20 protein-coding genes are annotated in these 19335 nt (G+C 66.0%); 5 read left to right on the top strand and 15 right to left on the bottom strand.

The annotated features are described in order from the left end of the window. Positions 1 to 21 precede the first annotated feature (21 nt). Positions 22 to 1251 carry an AMP-binding protein gene (locus KF791_17840; protein MBX3734442.1) on the bottom strand — a complete coding sequence of 410 codons (1230 nt, stop codon included), beginning with the start codon at positions 1249 to 1251 and terminating at the stop codon, positions 22 to 24. 25 nt (positions 1252 to 1276) lie between these two features. Then, positions 1277 to 1840 carry an EamA family transporter gene (locus KF791_17835; protein ID MBX3734441.1) on the bottom strand — a complete coding sequence of 188 codons (564 nt, stop codon included), beginning with the start codon at positions 1838 to 1840 and terminating at the stop codon, positions 1277 to 1279. Between the two features lie 98 nt (positions 1841 to 1938). Here KF791_17835 and KF791_17830 point away from each other — a divergent pair, with 98 nt between their 5' ends. Next, positions 1939 to 2433: a hypothetical protein gene (locus tag KF791_17830; protein MBX3734440.1), complete on the top strand. Its 495-nt coding sequence runs from the start codon at positions 1939 to 1941 to the stop codon at positions 2431 to 2433. A gap of 46 nt (positions 2434 to 2479) precedes the next feature. Here KF791_17830 and KF791_17825 read toward each other — a convergent pair whose 3' ends face one another. The 4 genes from KF791_17825 to glgA form a co-directional block, all read right to left on the bottom strand. After that, positions 2480 to 2644: a hypothetical protein gene (locus KF791_17825; GenBank protein ID MBX3734439.1), complete on the bottom strand. Its 165-nt coding sequence runs from the start codon at positions 2642 to 2644 to the stop codon at positions 2480 to 2482. 32 nt (positions 2645 to 2676) lie between these two features. Further along, a complete protein-coding gene (locus tag KF791_17820; protein MBX3734438.1) occupies positions 2677 to 3432 on the bottom strand; it encodes a hypothetical protein in 756 nt (251 codons plus the stop codon). 118 nt (positions 3433 to 3550) lie between these two features. Beyond that, on the bottom strand, positions 3551 to 4054 hold the full coding sequence (locus KF791_17815; protein MBX3734437.1) for a glutathione peroxidase: 504 nt from the start codon (positions 4052 to 4054) through the stop codon (positions 3551 to 3553). Positions 4055 to 4174: 120 nt separating this feature from the next. Continuing rightward, positions 4175 to 5632 carry a glycogen synthase GlgA gene (gene glgA / locus KF791_17810; protein MBX3734436.1) on the bottom strand — a complete coding sequence of 486 codons (1458 nt, stop codon included), beginning with the start codon at positions 5630 to 5632 and terminating at the stop codon, positions 4175 to 4177. A gap of 190 nt (positions 5633 to 5822) precedes the next feature. Here glgA and KF791_17805 point away from each other — a divergent pair, with 190 nt between their 5' ends. Beyond that, positions 5823 to 7244 (top strand): phosphoglucomutase/phosphomannomutase family protein, encoded by a 1422-nt coding sequence (locus tag KF791_17805; GenBank protein ID MBX3734435.1) that lies wholly within the window; start codon positions 5823 to 5825, stop codon positions 7242 to 7244. A 16-nt stretch (positions 7245 to 7260) separates the two neighbouring features. On the opposite strand, the gene KF791_17800 is transcribed toward KF791_17805, so the two are convergent. The 4 genes from KF791_17800 to KF791_17785 all read right to left on the bottom strand — a co-directional run bounded on the left by KF791_17800 (position 7261) and on the right by KF791_17785 (position 10899). Next, complete coding sequence (locus KF791_17800) at positions 7261 to 7893, bottom strand: redox-sensing transcriptional repressor Rex (GenBank protein MBX3734434.1); 633 nt, start codon at positions 7891 to 7893, stop codon at positions 7261 to 7263. Between the two features lie 43 nt (positions 7894 to 7936). Then, on the bottom strand, positions 7937 to 8479 hold the full coding sequence (locus tag KF791_17795) for a hypothetical protein (GenBank protein ID MBX3734433.1): 543 nt from the start codon (positions 8477 to 8479) through the stop codon (positions 7937 to 7939). Between the two features lie 17 nt (positions 8480 to 8496). Beyond that, positions 8497 to 9882, bottom strand: coding sequence for a tRNA (N6-isopentenyl adenosine(37)-C2)-methylthiotransferase MiaB (miaB, locus tag KF791_17790; GenBank protein ID MBX3734432.1), 1386 nt, complete (start codon positions 9880 to 9882; stop codon positions 8497 to 8499). Positions 9883 to 9960: 78 nt separating this feature from the next. Continuing rightward, positions 9961 to 10899 carry a bile acid:sodium symporter family protein gene (locus KF791_17785; protein MBX3734431.1) on the bottom strand — a complete coding sequence of 313 codons (939 nt, stop codon included), beginning with the start codon at positions 10897 to 10899 and terminating at the stop codon, positions 9961 to 9963. A gap of 200 nt (positions 10900 to 11099) precedes the next feature. On the opposite strand from KF791_17785, the gene KF791_17780 reads away from it, so the two are divergent. The 3 genes from KF791_17780 to queD are packed head-to-tail and all read left to right on the top strand — an operon-like array spanning position 11100 to position 14054. Beyond that, positions 11100 to 12233 carry a hypothetical protein gene (locus KF791_17780; GenBank protein MBX3734430.1) on the top strand — a complete coding sequence of 378 codons (1134 nt, stop codon included), beginning with the start codon at positions 11100 to 11102 and terminating at the stop codon, positions 12231 to 12233. 4 nt (positions 12234 to 12237) lie between these two features. Next, positions 12238 to 13665 carry a hypothetical protein gene (locus tag KF791_17775; protein ID MBX3734429.1) on the top strand — a complete coding sequence of 476 codons (1428 nt, stop codon included), beginning with the start codon at positions 12238 to 12240 and terminating at the stop codon, positions 13663 to 13665. 35 nt (positions 13666 to 13700) lie between these two features. Then, positions 13701 to 14054, top strand: coding sequence for a 6-carboxytetrahydropterin synthase QueD (queD, locus tag KF791_17770; GenBank protein ID MBX3734428.1), 354 nt, complete (start codon positions 13701 to 13703; stop codon positions 14052 to 14054). Between the two features lie 71 nt (positions 14055 to 14125). Here queD and KF791_17765 read toward each other — a convergent pair whose 3' ends face one another. Genes KF791_17765 through KF791_17745 form a run of 5 tightly spaced genes read right to left on the bottom strand, consistent with a single transcriptional unit; the run spans position 14126 to position 19131 of the window. Continuing rightward, a complete protein-coding gene (locus tag KF791_17765; protein MBX3734427.1) occupies positions 14126 to 15484 on the bottom strand; it encodes a TolC family protein in 1359 nt (452 codons plus the stop codon). A gap of 18 nt (positions 15485 to 15502) precedes the next feature. Beyond that, entirely contained in the window at positions 15503 to 16483 is a 981-nt protein-coding gene (locus KF791_17760) for an efflux RND transporter periplasmic adaptor subunit (protein MBX3734426.1), read from the bottom strand. 7 nt (positions 16484 to 16490) lie between these two features. Next, positions 16491 to 17258, bottom strand: a complete 768-nt coding sequence (locus KF791_17755; protein ID MBX3734425.1) for an ABC transporter ATP-binding protein — start codon at positions 17256 to 17258, stop codon at positions 16491 to 16493. 1 nt (position 17259) lies between these two features. Then, a complete protein-coding gene (locus tag KF791_17750) occupies positions 17260 to 18399 on the bottom strand; it encodes an ABC transporter permease (GenBank protein MBX3734424.1) in 1140 nt (379 codons plus the stop codon). Between the two features lie 6 nt (positions 18400 to 18405). Further along, the gene (locus KF791_17745) at positions 18406 to 19131 is read right to left on the bottom strand and encodes a CerR family C-terminal domain-containing protein (GenBank protein ID MBX3734423.1); all 726 of its coding nucleotides are present in this window, start codon (positions 19129 to 19131) and stop codon (positions 18406 to 18408) included. Positions 19132 to 19335: the final 204 nt, after the last annotated feature.

Here is a 19335-nt window from a genome sequence, read left to right as displayed (position 1 = left end):
GCCGGGCACCGGCCTGGCCGTCTACTTCACGCGCCGCCAGCGACGGGCCTTGAGATCGAACCGGGGCAGGGACCCCGGAGCGACACTTCGCACTGGAACCCGCAATGACAATGCGTTCTGGAATCGGCGTGCCAGCTCTTCGGCAACCGACGCCGGAGCCTCGACTTCGAGGTGGAGCTCCACCATCGGGCTCCGGGAATCAAGTGTGACCCGGTACTCCGCGACTTCCGGCGCGCTACGTACGATTTCTTCGACAGCACTCGGGAAGACGTTGACGCCCCGGACAATCACCATGTCATCGAGGCGACTCAGGATTCCCCCGGGAAGGCGACGAATGCGGCCATCGGGTTCCGGGTCGCAACGGACGAGATCGCCGGTCCGGTAGCGGATCAGGGGGGATCCGAGGCGACGGAGAGTTGTCAGCACCAGTTCCCCGATGTCCCCCGCACGGCAGGGCGTTCCGGCTGCCGGATCAATGACTTCTACAAGAAAGCTGCCTTCGAACACATTGAGAGTTCCCGGAGCGTCGGGATCCTCGTGGGTCACCGGCCCGGTTTCCGTCATTCCGTGGTGATCGAAGACCCGGGCCCCGTGCCACGCGGAGGAGAGGCGGTTGCGGACGGCAGGCAGGCTTCCGCCGGGCTCGCCGGCAACGATCAACGTGCGGATCCGTCCACGCGAGAGGTCGAGCCCTTCGGCCGCAGCAACGGCGGGCAGATGAAGCCCGTAGGTCGGTGTGCAGCAGAGGACCGTGCACCCGTTCTCCAGCAGGAGCCGCAACCGGACTGCGCTGCTCATGCCGCCTCCGGCAAAACAAAGCGCTCCGACGCGTTGGGCCGCTTCGAAGGCCAGCCAAAACCCGAGGAAGGGGCCGAAACTGAAGGCAAACAAGGCCCGATCCCCGGGACCCACCCCGGCAAATCGGAGCACCGTGTTCCAGTCGGCGACCATGGCGTCCCAGGATTCCGGGGTGTCGAGCCATCGCAGAGGGCTGCCGGCCGTGCCGCTGGTCTGGTGGCAGCGCGTGTAACGATTCAACGGCCCGGTGAGGAACCGTCCGTAGGGCGGATGCGCCGTCTGCTCGGCAACCAGCTCGCCCTTGGTCGTGAACGGGACCCGGGTCTGGAAATCGGACCATTCCGTCGGAGGCGTTCCGAGGCCGGCATTGAGGAGGCGGTCGCGGTGAAACGGGCTGCAGAGCGCCGCCTCCCAAAGCTGCGGGAGACCGGAGAGCGCCGTCTCGATGCGCATGATTCAGGCGGGCGCGTCGCAACGCTCAGGCCCGGACCGTCGTGGAGGCGGGTACCGCCGGCTGGCTGGCCGCCGGCTTCATTGGGATCGGATTGGGCTTGTACTTCATCACCAGGCCACCGCCCACCACGGCGAGCACGATGCCGAGGTAGAACGCAGGGTTCACGCGGGCGAAGTCAATGTCATGCCGGTACAACCATAGGGAGACCAGCGCGTTGACCACCGGCGCACCGGCGAAGACGATGGACATCACCACGGCCGGGGTGCCCCGGGCGCCGAAAGCCAGCAGCGTGCCAAAGGCGCCGATGGCTCCGAGGATTCCAGCCAGCAGGGACCAGGACCAGCCGGGCGTGGTGTATCCGCTGAATGCGGCACCACGGGCGATCAGCAGCACCAGCGGAGCCAGGACTGCTGTGAGGAAGTAGGCGATGCCGACAAACAGGAACGCCTTGTAGCGGCCGTTCACCGGGTCGTTCATCGTCACCTGACCCTTGTGCAGCAGGATCCCGTACACCCCCCACGAAAACACGGTGATCAGCGTGTAGTAGAACCACGTGTTTCCCACGGCGGGCGAAGAGGTCGGATTCATTCGGCCCCCGATCTTACGGTGGTGCCCCTTGTCAGCAACCGGTTTGTCGCGTTCACTGGCGAAGTCGCATGGAGTTTGGAACGGGAAGCGCTCGCAAGGTGTCCTCCGCAGTGTGGTTCTTGCTGGTGGGTCTGGCGGGTTGCGCGAGCAGTCCCACGGACCCAAGAAACATTGCGAAGCGGCGTGCCGAACGGCCCGCCGCCTATGCGGCACTCCCCGGCGAACAGCGGGCGCTCGTGGATCGAGGCCAGGTTCAGGTCGGCATGCCCGAGGACGCTGTTTATATCGCCTGGGGCGCTCCGGCGCAGGCGCTCCGCCGCGGGGACGCCTCGGGAGAGGAAACACTCTGGCTGTACACAGGCAGCACCACCGACCAGTACATCAGCTGGACCTACGTGGAGGTGCCGGGGCCCGATGGGCGCCGCTACCTCGACCGGTTCACGACCACAGACTACGCGTTTCGGGATTACATCAGCGCCCGGCTGGTCTTTCGAGACGGCCGGGTCACCTCGTGGGAAATGCTCCCGAGCCCACCGTCCAACACCATTTTTTCCCCCGGTCCGATTCCCTCCGGACCCGTGAACCGGTTTTGAATCCAAGCCGACGTCCCAGCCATCCTTCAGCCCACCCTCGACCTCCTCACCGACCTTCCATCATGCCGGCAGGCAGCCCTGTCTCCCAGGATTTGGGCGCGTTCCAAGGACGCTCGACGTAGTCGTCATCCGTCGTTTTGCAGCCGGTCACCCCCAGCATCAGTGCACCGAGCAGGGCACCAAAGAGTACTTTCAGATGCTGGGAAGTCATGGGGCGGGACGGCTGGAGAATCTGAGGTGTGTTCAGTAGAGAACGGCATCGCCGACCTCGATCGCGAGGTCGCCCTGCTTCCATCCGGGGAGCAGATTCGCCACGCTACGGGAGGGCTCGACGGTGACGATTCGGGCCTTCCCAATCAATTTGTCGCCGCGCCGGACCATGACGACGCCACGCTCTTTGGCGCCCTGTTCCTCACCGACGTCCAAAATGACGAAATCCCAGTCAGGATCCACGGCGACGACCGATCCCTTGAGCCCCGGCATTTCCACCGGTTTTTCGCGATCCCCCTCATAGCGGGAAAGACGGTTTTGAAGCAGCTCGATGTTGCGAAGGAAGATTTTCTCCTGGCTGGCGTAGGTATCGCGTTCCTCGGACACGGCACGAAGTTCAGCCCGGATCTGGGCGACCTGGCCGGGCTCGATGCCGAGAACGTTCCAAGCCGCGAGGGCCTGTTGGGCCTCATTGCGCTCCACGGTGATGCGCGTCAGATCGGTCTGGAGCCGTTCCGCCCGGCCGCGCTGCTGCTGCGCGTCGGTGGCGGCGACTTCCAAGGCGTCCCGCGTGTCGGTGAGTTCACGCGACACCTTTTCAGCCAAAGCTTTCTGGTTGCGCGCCTCCGTCTCTGCCGCGTTGCGGGCCGCGGTGGTCTCCTGGAGGGTTTGGGTCGTGGTGTCCAGGTTGTCCTTCAGTTCATCCACTTTCGGCTTGGCGACGAACTGACTGACCGCGAGGCCACCGATGGCGACCAGGAGTGCAAGAACAAGAGCGATGCGAAGCATGATCGGCGAAGGAATTGCTGTTTCGAAAAACGCTAGGGAGTCTGGCCGGGGGTGTCAACGTTGCCCTGCGTGAACGGTCGAAGGCCGGAAACCCGATCCCCGGGGTGACGACGACCACCTACTTTGCCTTCAGAGCCTCCTCGATGGCTTGGGTCACCTCGGGAGCATCCGGTGCGGTTCGCGGGCTGAACCGCACGAGCACGGCGCCATCCCGACCAATCAGGAACTTGCCGAAATTCCATTCGATATCGCCCGGGAATCGGGCGTCCTTCCCGGTGAGCTGTGCGTAGAGGGCATGCTGTTCCGGTCCCTTGACGTGCAGCTTGCCCATCAGCGGAAACGTGACGTCGTATTTGGTCGAACAGAATTCCTTGATCTCGGCGGGGCTTCCCGGTTCCTGGCCACCGAAATCGTTGCAGGGGAAGCCCAAAACCACGAGCCCCTGGTCCTTGTACTTCCGGTACAGGGCCTCCAGCGCGGTGTATTGCGGCGTCAGGCCGCATTTGGAGGCGACATTGACGACCAGAACGACCTTGCCGTCGTAGGCCTTGAGCGACGTGTCCTTGCCATCAATGTCCTTGACCGGAATCTCCTGAATGCTGGCGGCAAGGGCGGGGGACATGGCGGCTAGGGTGATCAGCGCGAGGAATCGGAGTCGTTTCACGGAGGAGATCGTCCTGCCGGCGGGGCCGAATGTCAAACGGCCGTGCGACCCCGCTGAAGTGCGTCCTGCCCGCAGACATCACACCCCATGGATCACGTGCTCATAGAGTTCAACGTACTCGCGGGCCTGCTTCTCCCAGGAAAAGTCGGCCTCCATGCCGTTCCGGCGGAAATGCAGGAGCAGGTCCGCCTCCCGGTGGAGTCGGAGGGCCTTGCGGATGCCGGTGGCCAGTGCGGGGGCGGTGGGATCCTGGAATTTGATCCCAGTGGCGCGCTCCGGGCTGTCCCGGGGATCCACCACGGAGTCCTGAAGCCCGCCGGTGGCCCGCACCACGGGAATGGTTCCGTACCTCAGCGAATAAAGCTGGTTCAGGCCGCACGGTTCGAATCGCGACGGCATGAGGTAGAAATCGGCTCCTGCCTCCATGCGATGGGCAAGCTGGGGATCAAAGCCGATGGTTGCGGCCACCACTCCGGGATATCGGCGGGCCAGATCGCCGTAGGCAGCCTCCATCGCTGGATTCCCACTCCCCAGCAACGCAAACTGGAAGCGTCCGCCCGAAGCCAGCAGGTCATTGATGGCGTCCCATTGCAGATCCGCTCCCTTCTGTCCGGTCAGCCGGGTGATATTCGCCAGGAGCGGCAGATCCGGCCGGACGGCCAGGCCCAGCTCCTCCTGAAGCGCCTGCTTATTGGCGGTCTTCCCTTCCATGTGGTCGGCATCGTAGGCGTGCGGCAGCGCCGGATTGTTCACCGTGGTCCATTCACCGTAATCCACCCCATTGAGGATTCCGGTCAGCTCGTACTCCCGACGGCGCAGCAGGCCGTCAAGGCCGCACCCGTACTCCGGGGTGCAGATCTCCCGAGCATACGTGGGGCTCACGGTCGAAAGGGCATCCGCCAGTGCGAGCCCCCCCTTCAGGAAGTTGCAGAACCCATGGTGGAGGGCGCTTTCGAGGTGAAACCAGTTTCCGGGCAGGTTGCTCAGCGCCCATTGCTCCGGGGGAAACGACCCCTGGTAGGCGAGGTTGTGGATCGTAAACAAGGTGCGTGGCGCCGCCGGCCATCCACCGGTCACCCGGGCGTGATGCACCAGGACCGGCAGGAGGCCCGTCTGCCAGTCGTGGCACTGGATCAGATCCATCCGTGGCGACACATGCCGTGCGAGCAGGAGGGCCGCCTTGCTGAGAAAAGCGAAACGTGCGGCGTTATCCGGGTAGTCCACCTCGTGCTCGTTGTAGAGCCCCGGCCGGTCAAAGAAGTCCGACTGCTCGACGAACCACAGTCGCAGTCCGGGCGCGGGGTCCAGCCGCAGAAATCTCCCGGAAACCAGCGAGCCGCCCAATCGCACGTCGAATTGCCAGCCGGCGGGTTGCAGCCCGGGGAATCGGGCCTTCAGGCCGCGATAGAGGGGCGTCACGACATCCACCGAATGTCCTGCACTGGCCAGCGCGTGCGCCAGCGCCGATACCATGTCCGCCAGACCGCCGGTCTTGGAAAATGGATGCAGCTCGCTCGCTGCGTGCAACACGCGCATCGCGCGCAGACCATCACCGGCGAAGATTCACCGGAACAAGCGGGAAAAGCGCGGGATTCTGCAACGCCATACGCCGGAGGGGCGGGGGCACCCCCTCGGACGGCTGTGGCGGACGCCGCCGTCCTCGCGTCTGCTTGCCCCTTCCCAAAGCGGGCGTGGATGTGCTTTCATCTGCGTCCGGACAGTTTATATGCCCGCAAAGATCAAGTTTGGAACCGACGGCTGGCGTGCCGTCATCGCCGACGAATTCACCTTCGAAAACCTGTCCCGGGTGGCTCAGGCCACTGCGGACCGCTGGAAGCAGCATCCGGAACCCGGCGCCGAGCGCCGGGTGGTCATCGGGTACGACCGCCGGTTCCTCTCCGACCGATTTGCGCGGCGCACCGCCGAGGTGATGGCGGGCAACGGGTTCTCTGTGATCCTTTCCGCGGATCCGGTGCCCACTCCCGCTGTGTCCCTCGCGGTCCGGATGCAAAAGGCCGTTGGCGGGGTCATGATCACCGCAAGCCACAACCCGGCCGAGTTCAACGGATTCAAGGTGAAGGCCGCCTACGGTGGCTCCGCGGAAACCGCCGTCTGCCAGGGCATTGAGGAACTGGTGGACGCCTCCCCGGTCAAGTGGACCGCCTATGACCACGCGATCAAGGGGAAACAGATTGTTGTCCGGGATCTCCGTCAGCCGCACTACGCGGCCTGCCGCAAGCTGGTGGATTTTGACCGGATTGCTGCCTCCGGCCTGCGGTTTGCCCACGACGCCATGCACGGCGTGGGTGCCGGCTGCTTCGAGGAGCTGCTGGCCGGGACGACCTGCACGGTCACGACGCTCAACGCGGACCACAACCCGCTGTTCGGCGGGGTGAACCCCGAGCCGATCGCGAAAAATTACGCGCGGTCCGCCGCGTGGCTCCGGGAGCATCCGCATGACCTCTGCCTTGTGACCGATGGCGATGCCGATCGCGTCGGAGGGATGCTTGGGGACGGGGGCACGCTCACGACCCACCAGATCATCTGTCTGCTACTCCGGCACTTTGTGGTTCATCGCAAACAGACCGGCCGTGTGGTCAAGGCCTTGACGACCACCAGCATGGTGGACCGCATGTGCGCACATTACGGCCTCGAACTCGTCGAGACCGGGGTCGGATTCAAATATGTGGCGGCGGAGATGATCCGCGGTGGCGTGTTGCTGGGGTTCGAGGAAAGCGGCGGCATCGGGTTTCCCGGACACATCCCCGAGCGCGACGGCATCCTGGCCGGTCTGATGCTTCTGGAGTTGCTGGCGGTGGAGCAACGCCCCCTCCCGGTGCTGCTTGCCGAACTGGAGGCCCAATTCGGGCCCCATGCCTATGCCCGGGCGGACACCCAGTTTCCCCTGGAGAAACGCACCTCCCTGATGGAGTACTGCAAGCTGAACACCCCGGGGAAGCTCCTCAAATCACCCGTTGCGGGACTCAAAACCTTTGATGGCGTGAAGATGGTCGCCGCCGACGGCACGTGGTTGATGCTCCGGGGATCCGGGACCGAGCCGATCCTCAGGATCTACGCCGAGGCCCGATCACCTGAGGACGCCGACAAACTCCTCCAGCTGGGGGTGAAATTCACCCGTCAGGTCTAGCGCATCTCCCCCCCGGCTACTGCTGCAGGAAATAGCTCAGATTCTCCAGTTCGATGGCGAGATTGACGTTCTTGACCATCACATGGTCGGGAACCGAGAGCATCGCCGGGGAGAAGTTGAGGATGCCGGCAATGCCGGCGTCCACCAGCGCGTTGGCGACCTCCTGGGCCGACGCCGCGGGCACCGTGAGGATGGCCATACGCACCCCGGCATCGCGGATTGTCCGTGCCAAGCGGTCCATCGCAAGCACCGGGACCTTTCGTCCGCGGTCCCGAAGCCGGTCGGGATCCGCGTCAAAGGCGGCGACAATTTCGAACCCCTCCTCCTCGAAGCCGCGATAGCTCAGCAGGGCCGTGCCCAGGTGGCCCGCGCCGATCAGCACCACCGGTTGGAGCCGGTTGGTGCCGAGCAAGTCGGAGATCATCTTGGAAAGCTGGGCGACATCGTAGCCCAGTCCCCGGGTGCCGAATTGACCGAAGTGCGTGAGGTCCTTGCGCAGCTGGGTCGGCTTGACCCCTGCCGCGCCGGCCAGCGCCTCGCTGCTCACGGTCTGAATGCCGTTGGACTTCAACCGTTGCAGACACCGCAGGTACACCGACATGCGGTAGATGGTCTTTGGAGGGATGACGGGACGCGGCGCCTTCTTCACGGGAACGGTCGGCAACGGTTGCGAAGGACGCCCGGAGGAGGCGTCAGCGGAATACGGTCAGCCCAAGCCCGGCCACCAGCAGACCCCAGGCCACTCCGGCGGCGGCCGCGAGCCGTAGCCGGTCCGGACGGGCCACCCCCCAACGAATCCAGTCGCGGAGCCGCCAGGGCGACAGGGACCACCATAGTCCCAGGAAGACCCAGACGTACGCCCACGCGATCAGGGCATCCCGCCACAGGCTCGGATGCCACCGCGCCTTCTCGCAGACATACCAGGCGCCCATCAGCAGCAGGACGCTCAACCCGCGAACCGACAGGTAGTCGCGGACGAAAACACAGGACCCGATGCCGACCACGGCAAACCCCACCAGCATCAGGTTCTTCCATGGCGCGATGTCGGACAGCGTCTCGTGCCACAAATTCCACTCGAACCACGCCGTGCCCAGCAGCATGAGCGGCACCCCGAGGGCGGCGTTTCGCGGGAACCGCTGCAGCCAGTCGGCGGTTGCGTCCGGGCGGAGCAGCGCGAAACCGTGGGTGACGACCATCAAGGCGGCCATCAAGAGACAAAGCTGGGACAACGTCATGAACGGGGGGCGGACTTTCAGGCAGGCACTGGGGTGGGCGAAGGCGTATCCCCGTCCCTTCCGGGGATCGCGGGATTCCCGTAGAGGGTGAATGCGCCGCAGCGTTCAATGAATACTGGAAGCAACGCACCGCGATGCCGTTCGGATCCGGGGAACACGACGATCCGGTTGTCGCGGGTCCGCCCCTCGAATCGTGACGGATTCCTCCGACTGGGACCCTCAACCAGGATTTCCATGGTGCGTCCGACCCGCTGAACAAAGCGCTCCATGGCGATGCCGTTGATCCGCTCCAGCAATCGCGCGTGCCGCTCCTCGATGACCTCCTGCGGCACCGGGTCGGGCAGGGAGGCGGCGGGGGTGTCGCGGCGTGGCGAGTACTTGAACAGGTAGGCCTGGTCAAAGGCGGCCTCCTCGCACAACGACAGCGTCTCGGAGAAATCAGCCTCCGTTTCCCCGGGGAATCCCACGATCAGGTCCGTGGTCACCCCCAAATCCGGATGGACCGCCCGCAACCGCCGGACAATTCCGAGGTAGCGCTCCCGGGTGTAGCCCCGGTGCATGCGACGCAGGATGCGGTCGGACCCGCTCTGTACCGGCAGGTGGGCGTGCTCGCAAAGCTTCGAAAGGCGGCCAAACGCGCCGATCAGGTCGTCGCCATACCCCTTGGGATGCGGTGACGTGAACCGGATTCGCTCGAGGCCATCCACCGCCTGCAATGCTCCTAGCAACTGGACAAAACCGGATTGTCCGTTGCGGACCGGCACCTCGCGGCGACCAAAGCTCGTCACGATCTGGCCCAGCAGGGTGACTTCCTTGACACCGCGGGAGACCAACCCTCGCACCTCCTCTACGATGTCGGCGATGGCGCGGCTGCGCTCCTCGCCGCGGGTGTGGGGCACGATGCAAAAGGTGCAGTGCTGATTGCAGCCCTGCATGATGCTCACGAAGGCGGTGACGGGCCCGCTGGTTCCCGGCGGCAGATGCTCGCGGAGGGCATCGAGGGAGCCGGGCTCGTCTCCGGTGTCCACGATCTGGCGTTCGCGGCCGGCCAGCAGGGCATCCAGGTGGTCACCGGCCCGGTGGAGCTTGCGGGTTCCCAGGACGAGGCCGATCCGCGATTGCTCTCCCAGGAGTTGGGCACCCCGGCTCTGGGCCATGCATCCCATGAACCCGAAGATCTGCGGGCGGTCCCGCCGTGTGGCCGCACCGGCCAGCGCCTGCATCTTGCCGAGCGCCTTTTGTTCCGCGAGGTCCCGGACGGAACAGGTGTTCAGCAGCACCGCGTCGGCGCCGTGTTCACTGGGGGCCAGGGAGTAACCCCGAGCGAGCAACTGGGCGGCCACCGCTTCGCTGTCCCGCTCGTTCATCTGGCAGCCGTAAGTCTTGATGAAAACGCTGGGCATCGAACGCGAGCGCCGGGAACCTAGGAAAACAAGCCGATGGAGCCAACGGCATTTTTCCCGGGCGCGGCTCCCCTGGGATTAGCGCAGCGGTTTCATGACCTCGCGGGGCACCGGTCGCAGGCGCCAGAGCCCCGCGAGGAGGCTTCCGATCACCGAGTGAAAGACGCTGGAGATCGCACAGGGCACCGCCGTGAGGGGGTCGGCGAAATTGCCCCTTGCGAGGACCACCCCGAGCCCGGAGTTCTGCATTCCGACCTCGATGGACACGGTCCGCGAGACTTGGACGTCATAACCCAGGACCCGCGCCAGGGCATATCCGGCGGCAAATCCTCCGACATGCAGCAGCAACACCCCCACGAGCAGCCGTCCTCCGGACTCCAGGATCGCCTGGGAGGATTGGCCGATGATGCTGGCACAGATCATCGCCACCACCAGGACGGACAGAAGCGGAGCCACCGGGAGAACACGGCGGACCAGGCCAGGTGCACTTCGGTTCAGCAGGACCCCGGCAATCACCGGCAACAAGACCACCCGCACGGTGTCCAAGAAGAGACGCCAGGCGTCCACGGGCACGAGCGAGCCCGCGAGGCCCTTGGTCAGCAAGGGCGTGAGGAGGATGGCACCGAAGGTCGAGCACAGCGTCATCACCACCGAGAGGGCCACATGGGCGCGCGCGAGGTAGGCCACGATGTTGGAGGCGGTGCCGCCGGGACAACATGAGACGAGAATCAGCCCGACGGCCAGGGGGATGGGCAGGTTCATCCATCGCGCCACCGACCATCCGAGCAGGGGCATGAGGGTGAATTGCGCTGCGAAGCCCACCGCCACCGCCCGTGGCATCGAAACCACGTGGCGGAAATCATCGAGGGTGAGGGTCAATCCCATGCCGAGCATGATGACCGCAAGGCCCGGCACGATGTATGGGGTGAACCACGTGAAGCCTGGCGGATGCACCAGGGCGAGGGTGCCTCCGACCAGGACCCACACTGGGAAGAGATTCGTGAGGCGTGCCAGCACGGAAGAGGCGAATGAAGACGGAGGCCGGGGCTGCGGGTCAAGGTGACGTCGGGCTTCCCCGTCAGGAAGTTCCGGGTGTCTTCGCGGGGAGTTGGCAGGGTCCGGCTTGCCCGGAGGCGCTGGCTCCGCTTCCCTTGGTCACAGGCTGTGGCGGCAAACCAGCCGGACGGGGCGGTGGTCCCGGCCAGAACAAACCGCGCATGGACGATTCCCTCGAAAAATTCGCAGACGATTTGCAGGCGGTCATCCGCCGGGGGCCTGCGGCTTGGGAGGACGTCTTCGGGCAGGACGATTCCTTTGCGCGGCAGGCGCTGCGGCTCTTCAGGCTCCAGAGGGACCGGAATCAGACCTACCGCGCGGGATTTTTCACGCCCGGTCCGGGCCCGGACGATTGGCGCCGCATTCCGGCGGTTCCGGCGGCGGCGTTCAAGGAGCGGGATCTGACGGCCATTCCCGCCGGGCAGCGGTCCCGCACGTTTTTTTCCAGCGGCACCACGGCCCAGGTTCCCAGCCGGCACCATCACCACCCGGCGTCACTCGCGTTGTACGAGGCCTCGCTGTGGGCCTGGTTTCAGCGGCACCTGCTGCCGGAAATCGGCGCACCACGGCTGCCTCCGTGGCAGGTGGTCTCGCTGACACCCCGGGTCCCTGAGGCGCCCCACTCCTCACTGGCGCACATGTTCACATGTGTGGCGGAACACCTCAACCGGCGCGGGGCGGGACCCGGGGAGCCGACGTTCCACGGAAGGGTGGACGGACAGGGCGGGTGGCGGCTGGAGGTTGAAGCCGTGGTTGCCAGTCTCGAGCAGGCCGTCGCGACGGGGCGTCCGGTCCTCCTGCTGGGAACGGCCTTCAACCACGTCCATCTGCTGGATCATCTGGCGGCGGTTGGACGTCGCTTCGAACTGGCTCCGGGATCGCGGGTGCTGGAAACGGGCGGTTACAAGGGGAGGTCCCGCGAATTGGCCCGCCCGGAGCTTCACCATGCCCTGACCGACATCCTGGGTGTTCCGCCGGCCTGGATTGTCGGCGAGTACGGCATGAGCGAGCTCAGTTCCCAGGGGTACGACCGGGTGGCAGGGCGGACGGTTCCCCGCCGGTTTCAGATGCCGCCGTGGGCGCGGGCATGGGTGGTTTCTCCCGAAGACGGGCGCGAGGTTCCGGACGGGGGCAGCGGCCTCCTGCGCTTGATGGATCTTGCCAATGTCTGGTCGGTGCTGGCGATCCAGACGGAGGATCTTGCCGTGCGACGTGGCGGTGCGTTCGAGCTGGTCGGCCGGGCGCCATCGGCGGAGCCACGGGGTTGTTCGCTGCGCTCGATCGGGGAAAACTGATCCGATGAACCTGCCAAACCTTTTCCTTGCCGACCTGCCCCGCGAGGCGGTGCTGACGCCGTCGCTGGTCCGCGATGCCTGCATTGCGGTCAAGCGCAACCGGGCCGCGTGGCTGGCGACGCGGCCGGTTCAGGAGCTCGTCGAACTCCTCGCGTATGCCGCGGAGCGCTGGCGGGAGCCGGAGTTTGGATTTCGCCGCCTCGCACTGGAGCGCGGACCGGCCGAACTCGGCATGGGGGTGGCCACATTGGCCCGTGGACTGGACGACTTCCTGCATCAGTTGACGGTGGAGGGGCAGACGGCGTTGCTGACCCAGGACCTGGGCGACGTCCGGCGTCTGGATGAGTTCTGCGGTCCGGCGCCCGAGCTCCGGCAGGGACGTACGGCGTTCGCAAGCGGGCCGGAACTCCTCGTGCACGTGGCCGCCGGCACCCTCCCCAGTTCGAGCCTCATGGGGCTGGTTCTTGGCGTGCTCACGAAGTCCGCGCAGTTCCTTAAGTTGTCCTCGCGATGCAACATCGTGACGCGACTTTTTGCCCATTCCCTTGCGGATCTGGAGCCCAAGCTTGGCCGGTGTCTGGAGATGGCGACATGGCCCGGGGGCACCGAATCCCTTGAGGCGGCCCTTTGGGAGCAGGCCGACTGCCTGCGTGTGGAGGGTTCCGATGAGGCCGTGGCGGCGATCCGGGCGCGGGTTGGGAGCCGCACGCGTTTTATCGGACACGGCCATCGGCTCAGCTTCGGGTTTGTCGCCCATGAGGCGCTCTCAGGCTATCTCGCCCGCAAGGTCGCGGCGCGGGCCGCTGCCGATGTGACGGCCTGGAACCAGCTTGGATGCCTGTCTCCCCATGTCATTTATGTGGAGGAACGGGGCTCCATGTCCCCCGAGGGCTTCGCGGAACTGCTGGCGGGGGCCCTGGAGGAACGCGAAGCGGCGGAGCCGCGCGGAAACCTGACCGTGGAGGAGGCGGCTGAGATCCGGACCCGGCGATCGTTGCACGAACTGCGGGCCCGTCGTCATCTGCAGGAGCGTGAAGGGGCGGAAACGATGCCTCGCGGTGCGTTTTTTGATCCACCAGGGCAGGGAACCCGCGTCTGGGGTCCGACGGACTCAACGGCCTGGACGGTGGTGTACGAGGACGACCTGTCATTTCGACCCTCCTGCCTGAACCGGTTTATCTACGTCAAACCCTGTGCGGATCTCTCGCGGATCCTGCAAGCCGCAGAGGTTGTCCACGGGCGGGTGAGCACGGTGGGCGTCGCCGCGCCAGAGGGTCGGATGCAGGAACTGGCCGCGGCCCTCGCCCGCTGGGGGGTGACGCGGGTGTGTCCGCTGGGACGCATGCAGCAGCCGCCGCTCGCGTGGCGGCATGACGGGCGCCCGCCCCTCGCCAGCCTGGTCACCTGGACAGACGTCGAACTGGGTCCCTGAACGCCCTTCCCGACCGGCGCCTCCTGCTCCATCGCATGCAACTCCGTCGCACGTTCCAATTTGAAGCCGCCCACCGTCTGACCCGCGTCCCGCCAGACCACAAGTGTGCGCGGCTCCACGGGCACAGCTTCCGGGTGGACCTGGTGATTGAGGGCCCGGTGGATCCGGAACTGGGATGGGTGATGGACTATGCCGACATCAAGGCGGCATTTGCGCCGCTGTACCGGGAGCTCGACCACCAGTACCTGAACGAAATCCCCGGTCTGGAGAATCCCACCAGCGAGCGGATTGCCGAATGGATCTGGTCGCACCTCAAAGCGGCCCTCCCGCTGCTCACCGAGGTCGTCGTTGCGGAAACCTGCACGGCGGCCTGCATCTACAGAGGGTGAAGGGAACATCGCACGGCCGCGTTCCGCGGACCGTGCGTCAAACGTGTCGCCCTCCCCTCGCCGCCGGCCGGCTACGGTTTGGGCGGCACGAGGTGCGCGCCATCGCCGACAGCCCGTTCGAGCCTGGCCAGCGCCACCGAGTAGTCGCGCAGCGCGAGGGCGTGAATCGTCCGCGCGTCCGTGAGCGCCGTCTGTGCCGACAGGACATCGAGCTGGGTACCACTTCCGGCGTCATTGCGGGCCATCGCGAGCCGCACCGCCTCCTCGGCCTGTTCGATGACCTTCTGCTGCGATTCCAGGACCTGCTGCGCCTCGATCACCGTCGAGTAGGCAGTCCGGATCTCCGTCTCGATCTGGCGCGCGGTGTCGTCCACCACGACCTCCGACCGCTCCAGTCGTGCCTTCGCCGCCTTCACCCGTCCGCGCGTGGCCCCGAAGTCCCAGACGTTCCAGTTCACCTGGGCGCCCGCGGTCCAGCCGTCAAAGTTGATGCTGAGATCGTCCCGAAAGATGGTGCTGCGCCACTGGTAACCGCCTCCAATGCCAACAGCCGGGTAGTAGTCCGCCTGGGCCTGCTTGACCCCTTCGCGCCGGAGACGGACGTCGGTCTTCCGGGCCACCAGTTCCTGACGCTGCTGCAGTCCCTTGGCGATCGCCACCGGCAGGCTCAGATCGAAGGGCGGCGCCTCCAGGCGATCCGCGAGTTCCAGTGGGATGTCCTCACTGGTGTCCGGGGGGATATCCCATCCCAGACGGGTCGCCAGGTTGTTTTTCGCGATGCGAAAGAAATTCTGGGCACGAATCAGACGCGGCCTGGCATTCGCGAGCTCCACTTCGGCACGCAGAACGTTGAACCGGGGTGCCGTGCCGGCATCGTAACGACGCTTCTGGTCCGTGAGCTCCTGTTCCAGCAGGGCGACCGAGGCCTCCTGGGTCTTGATCTGTTCGACCGCCAGCAGAACGTCATCGTAGTTGACCTTCACCTCGAGCACGGCATCGGCCACCGTGGCCTGGAACTGGGCGAGGGCGGCCTCTTCGGTCAGCATCCCGGCACGGACCTGTGAGCGCAGCTTTCCACCCGCAAAAACCGGCTGGGAAACAAGGATGTTGGCGTTCCAGGACTGTTCGTTCTGAAACCGGAAATCGAATCCCGGCGGGATTTCGATGGAGGCCTCGTCCACCGCCTGGTAGGCACCGGAGGCCGTCAGGCGGGGACGGACCGCCGATCGCAGCTCCAGCGATAGGCCGTAGGCCTCTTCGACATCCTGCTTGGCCTTGAGGATGGCCGGGCTCTGGCGCAGCGTGATGTCGAGCGCCTCGTTCAACGTGAGCGGATGCTCGGGCCAGGGCGCCGCGGCGCGGGTTTGGGCGCGGGCGTCCAGCAGGAGGAGCAGGGCCAGAAGTCCCAGGGAAATGATTCGGTTGGTCATGGTGTGGGAGTGATGAAATCAGCGATGTGCCGCCATCGGGGCCACCGGCGTCTCAAGGGGCCTGGGAGTGGTTTCGCGCCGGATGAAGACGTCCACCTGCTGGCCCACATAGACTGCAAAGGCGGGGCGATCGAACTCGTAGATCACCTGGAGCACCCGCGTATCCACCCGTTCCAGACTGTCGCCGGTCAGACTGCGCTTGGGGATGACGTAGGGCTCCACCCGGACAAAGCGCAAGGGCATGCGCAGGTCCGGATTACCCTTCAACGTTGCCGTGGCGGGCGCCTCCGGCTCGACGAGGATGGCGTCCTGTTCATCCACATCCGCCCGCACCTGGAGCTTCCCGACGTCGCCCAGGAGCATGAGCGGCTCGGCCAGCGCGGCGGCCGGCGCGAATTCGCCCGCCCGCACGTTGACCTGCAGCAACTCGCCATCGCGGGGTGCCTGGACCGTCAGCACGGACAGGTCGGTCCGGGCCTGTTCCAGCTGCCGTTGGGCCGCGGCGATCTGGGCCCGGGTGGACTCCAGCCGCGCCCGCGACGCCTCAACGCCAAACCAGCGGCGCTTCAACTCCTCCTCGGTGGTCACGTTGTCCTGTCGCAATCGTTCGGCCCGGGCAAGCTGGTCGCGGGCATCCGCAAGGGCCACCTCCTCGGCCGCCTGCGTGGCCCGCATCGCCTCCAGTTGCGCCTCCATGGTGACGACCCGGGAAGCGGCCTCGCGGTCATCCAGCTGAAAGAGTGGATCGCCGGTCCGGACTGTGTCGCCCACCGTGACAAACACCCGCGTCACCAGACCACCCTTGGGGGAGGCGATTCGGACATTTTCCCGCGCGGCCTCGATGAGACCGGTGGCGGCGACGGTGCTGTCGTAGGGGGAGCGGGCGGGCGCCGTGACCGGCGGCGGGGCGGGGGGCTTGCGGTCCATGCGGCGGACCAGCACGAGCGCGGCAACGATGCCGGCGACGGCGCAGTAGAAACTCAGGCGACGAAAGATCATGTCGGATTCAGTGGTGGGTGGCGATGAAGTCCTGTATGGCGGCTCCCGAGATCACCTTCCGGACCCGCCCGTCCTCCATTTCGGTGATGCGATCGGCGAAGCCGTAGGTGCGGGGATCGTGGGTGACGAGCAGCACGCAGCGCCCGGGAGTCCGTGCGATGGCGGCGAGCAGTTCCATGATGGTGTGACCGGTCCGCGAATCGAGCGCACTGGTCGGCTCGTCGCAGATGATCAGCCGGGGCTCATGGACCAGCGCGCGGGCGATGGCCACGCGTTGCTGCTGTCCCCCGGAGAGGTCGCGGGGACGCCGCCGCACGCGGTCACCCAGTCCCACCTGCTCGAGCACCGTCCGCGCCTGTGCCTCGGCGGTGGACCTGCGGCTCCCGTTGAGGATCAGGGGAACGCTCACGTTCTCGATGAGATCAAGGGTGGGAATCAGGTTGAACTGCTGGAAGATGAAGCCGATGTGGCGTCCGCGGAATCGCGCGATCTGCGCATCGGGAAGTCCGTTCAACCGTGTGCCGAGCACCTCGATCTCGCCGGAGTCCCACCGCAGGGTCCCCGCCACCACCGAGAGCAGCGTCGTCTTGCCGCAGCCGCTGGGGCCGATCACCAGGTGCAGTTCACCGGCCCGGGCCTCAAATCCCACGGACTTGAGCGCGACCGTGCGGCTGTCACCCGTCCCGTAGGTTTTCGTCACCTCGTGGACCCGGACGGCGGGCCGGGTTCCGGCAACGGCATCAGCGTCGGGAGGAGTCTGGGGCGTTGCGGGCATATCAGGCACGGAACACGATGGCTGCCTCGAGGCGGGACACTTTGAGAATCCCCAGCAGGGCCGCCGCCCCGCAGATGCAGACGACCGCCGCCCCGGTCACGGCAAGACTGGTCAGGTCGAGGAAGAATGGCGGCTGGCCGATGGGGAGGACGGCGAACCCAAACACCGCGGCAAGGCCCACGCCAATGCCATAGCCGATGGCGCCCACCGCGAGCGCCTGCAGGAGGAGCAGTCGCGCCAGGAGCCCGTTGGTGGCTCCCATCGCCTTGAGGGCCCCCAGATTCCGCAGGTTCTCCAGGACAAACGAATAGAACGTCTGGGCGGATACGGCGATGCCGACGATGAAGCCCAGGATGATGGTGGTCATGAACGAGGCGGGGATGCCGGTGTTGCGCCAGATGAAGTCAATCGTCGCCACCGAGAACTCTGGAACGGTGAACGCTTTCAACCCGGTGCTCCGCTCGATGGCCCGTGCCACCTCCTCCGGGGCGAGGCCGGCTTTCGGCTCCGCGAGGATGATGGACAGCATCTTGCGCTGCCGCGGGGCGTATTGCAGGGCCTGATCATAGGCGGTGAATACATAGGGGTATCCGAAGAACTGCCGCTCCGTGCGACACACCCCCACGATGCGGGCCTCCCGGTCATTGATTTCGAACGTGTCACCGATGTCGAGCGGACGCTCGCGTCCCGCGCTGAGCCGCTGCGCCGCGAGTTCGTCTATGAACACGGCGTTTGGCAGCCGCAGTTCCTCCAGGCGGCCACGCAACACGACCGGGGGACGCCCGACCAGGGTCGCCCCATGCAGCCCCACCAGCTGGATCGGCTTGTCCGAGCCGTCGGCCGCACGGGCCTTCTGGACGTTCAAATAGAGCGGCACCGCAAAATCCACACCGTCCACGGAGCGGACTCGGTTCACATCGGTGTCCCGCAGCGCCTTGGTCTCGTTGACCTGCTCGACATTTCGTTCCACGACCCAAATGGAGGCGCGCATGTTGCGCATGTGGGAGGTGGTCCACGAGAGCAGGCCACGGAACACGCCGTTCTGCTGGGTCATGAGCAGTGACGCAAACGCCACACCGCCCACCAGCATCGCGTACTTGGCCCGGTCGGCCATCAACATCTTGAGGGCGAGATGGTACATGGGGCCTCAGGCATGAAGCCCTGATGGGCGGCGTTTGCGGCGCGGTTCCGGGCCCGGGGCCGGGATCCCGGATTTGCCGCGGGCGAACGCGTCGAGGGCGGCGAGACTGAAGGCGGTGATGTGCTCGGCGAGCGTGTCGAGCGGCGGATGGGTGAAGGCTCCTGACGGCTGCAACCGCTGCAGGACCGGCCGGCAATGGGCATAGAACAGGATCTGGCCGACGATGCTCAGTCCGCACAGTCGCGTTTGTGAGGGATCGGTGCCCGGGGGCAGCAGGTCGCGCAGCAGGTCGCGGAGGAGGTCGGCTTGGGGTTGGATGTATTCGCGGACCATGCGGTTCAGCGCCCCGGTGGGCTCCACCATCTCCCGTGCCATGATGCGGCCGTGGCGCGCGGAGAGTTCCTCGGACAGGACCCGCTGCAGGAACGAACGGATGAACGCGGCGAGCCGCTGCCGCGGGGTGGCGTTCGCCGGCAGACCCGCGTCGGCCGGGTACCGGTCCCGGGCCAGATTGCTCAACTCGACCAGCACCGCGCCGTACAGGGAGGCCTTGTCGCCGAAATGGTAGTTGACCGCCGCGATGTTGGCCCCCGCCCGTCGGCAGATCTCGCGCACCGTGGCATTCTGGAAGCCGCGCGCTGCAAACACGTCGGCCGCGGCATCCAGGAGCGCCCGGCGGGTCGCCGCATGCGAAGGGGACGCTCCGGGCGCACTGCCCGTTGAAACACTCATTTCAAGCAACAGTTTGAAACGGTTGTTTGAAATGTCAACCGCGGGGGCGGTCTGTTGGGGGGGCGGCGGTGGGTACGAGGGTCCTCGCGAGCCGTACGTGGAACCGCGAACGAACATGGTGGAGACTCCACGCGCGCACGGCTCGTCGGGAGAATCCCACCAGTCCTTCGGACTGGTGGATTGGGAAGATGAACTTTGTAGAAT

It is taken from the genome of Verrucomicrobiia bacterium, from assembly GCA_019634635.1.
In the GTDB taxonomy this organism is placed as follows: Bacteria; Verrucomicrobiota; Verrucomicrobiia; order Limisphaerales; family UBA9464; genus UBA9464.
Note: the sequence above shows the minus strand (reverse complement) of the source record. Positions and strands in the feature narration are given on the sequence as shown.

Coding starts and splice junctions, on each gene's coding strand:
- KF791_17815 (MBX3734437.1), bottom strand. CDS start 4,054: ATGTCCCCCGCCCTTGCCGCCAGCATTCAGGAGATTCCGGTCAAGGAC.
- KF791_17780 (MBX3734430.1), top strand. CDS start 11,100: ATGGACGATTCCCTCGAAAAATTCGCAGACGATTTGCAGGCGGTCATC.
- queD (MBX3734428.1), top strand. CDS start 13,701: ATGCAACTCCGTCGCACGTTCCAATTTGAAGCCGCCCACCGTCTGACC.
- KF791_17805 (MBX3734435.1), top strand. CDS start 5,823: ATGCCCGCAAAGATCAAGTTTGGAACCGACGGCTGGCGTGCCGTCATC.
- glgA (MBX3734436.1), bottom strand. CDS start 5,632: ATGCGCGTGTTGCACGCAGCGAGCGAGCTGCATCCATTTTCCAAGACC.
- KF791_17760 (MBX3734426.1), bottom strand. CDS start 16,483: ATGATCTTTCGTCGCCTGAGTTTCTACTGCGCCGTCGCCGGCATCGTT.
- KF791_17775 (MBX3734429.1), top strand. CDS start 12,238: ATGAACCTGCCAAACCTTTTCCTTGCCGACCTGCCCCGCGAGGCGGTG.
- KF791_17840 (MBX3734442.1), bottom strand. CDS start 1,251: ATGCGCATCGAGACGGCGCTCTCCGGTCTCCCGCAGCTTTGGGAGGCG.
- KF791_17795 (MBX3734433.1), bottom strand. CDS start 8,479: ATGACGTTGTCCCAGCTTTGTCTCTTGATGGCCGCCTTGATGGTCGTC.
- KF791_17755 (MBX3734425.1), bottom strand. CDS start 17,258: ATGCCCGCAACGCCCCAGACTCCTCCCGACGCTGATGCCGTTGCCGGA.
- miaB (MBX3734432.1), bottom strand. CDS start 9,882: ATGCCCAGCGTTTTCATCAAGACTTACGGCTGCCAGATGAACGAGCGG.
- KF791_17835 (MBX3734441.1), bottom strand. CDS start 1,840: ATGAATCCGACCTCTTCGCCCGCCGTGGGAAACACGTGGTTCTACTAC.
- KF791_17745 (MBX3734423.1), bottom strand. CDS start 19,131: ATGAGTGTTTCAACGGGCAGTGCGCCCGGAGCGTCCCCTTCGCATGCG.
- KF791_17820 (MBX3734438.1), bottom strand. CDS start 3,432: ATGCTTCGCATCGCTCTTGTTCTTGCACTCCTGGTCGCCATCGGTGGC.
- KF791_17825 (MBX3734439.1), bottom strand. CDS start 2,644: ATGACTTCCCAGCATCTGAAAGTACTCTTTGGTGCCCTGCTCGGTGCA.
- KF791_17765 (MBX3734427.1), bottom strand. CDS start 15,484: ATGACCAACCGAATCATTTCCCTGGGACTTCTGGCCCTGCTCCTCCTG.
- KF791_17750 (MBX3734424.1), bottom strand. CDS start 18,399: ATGTACCATCTCGCCCTCAAGATGTTGATGGCCGACCGGGCCAAGTAC.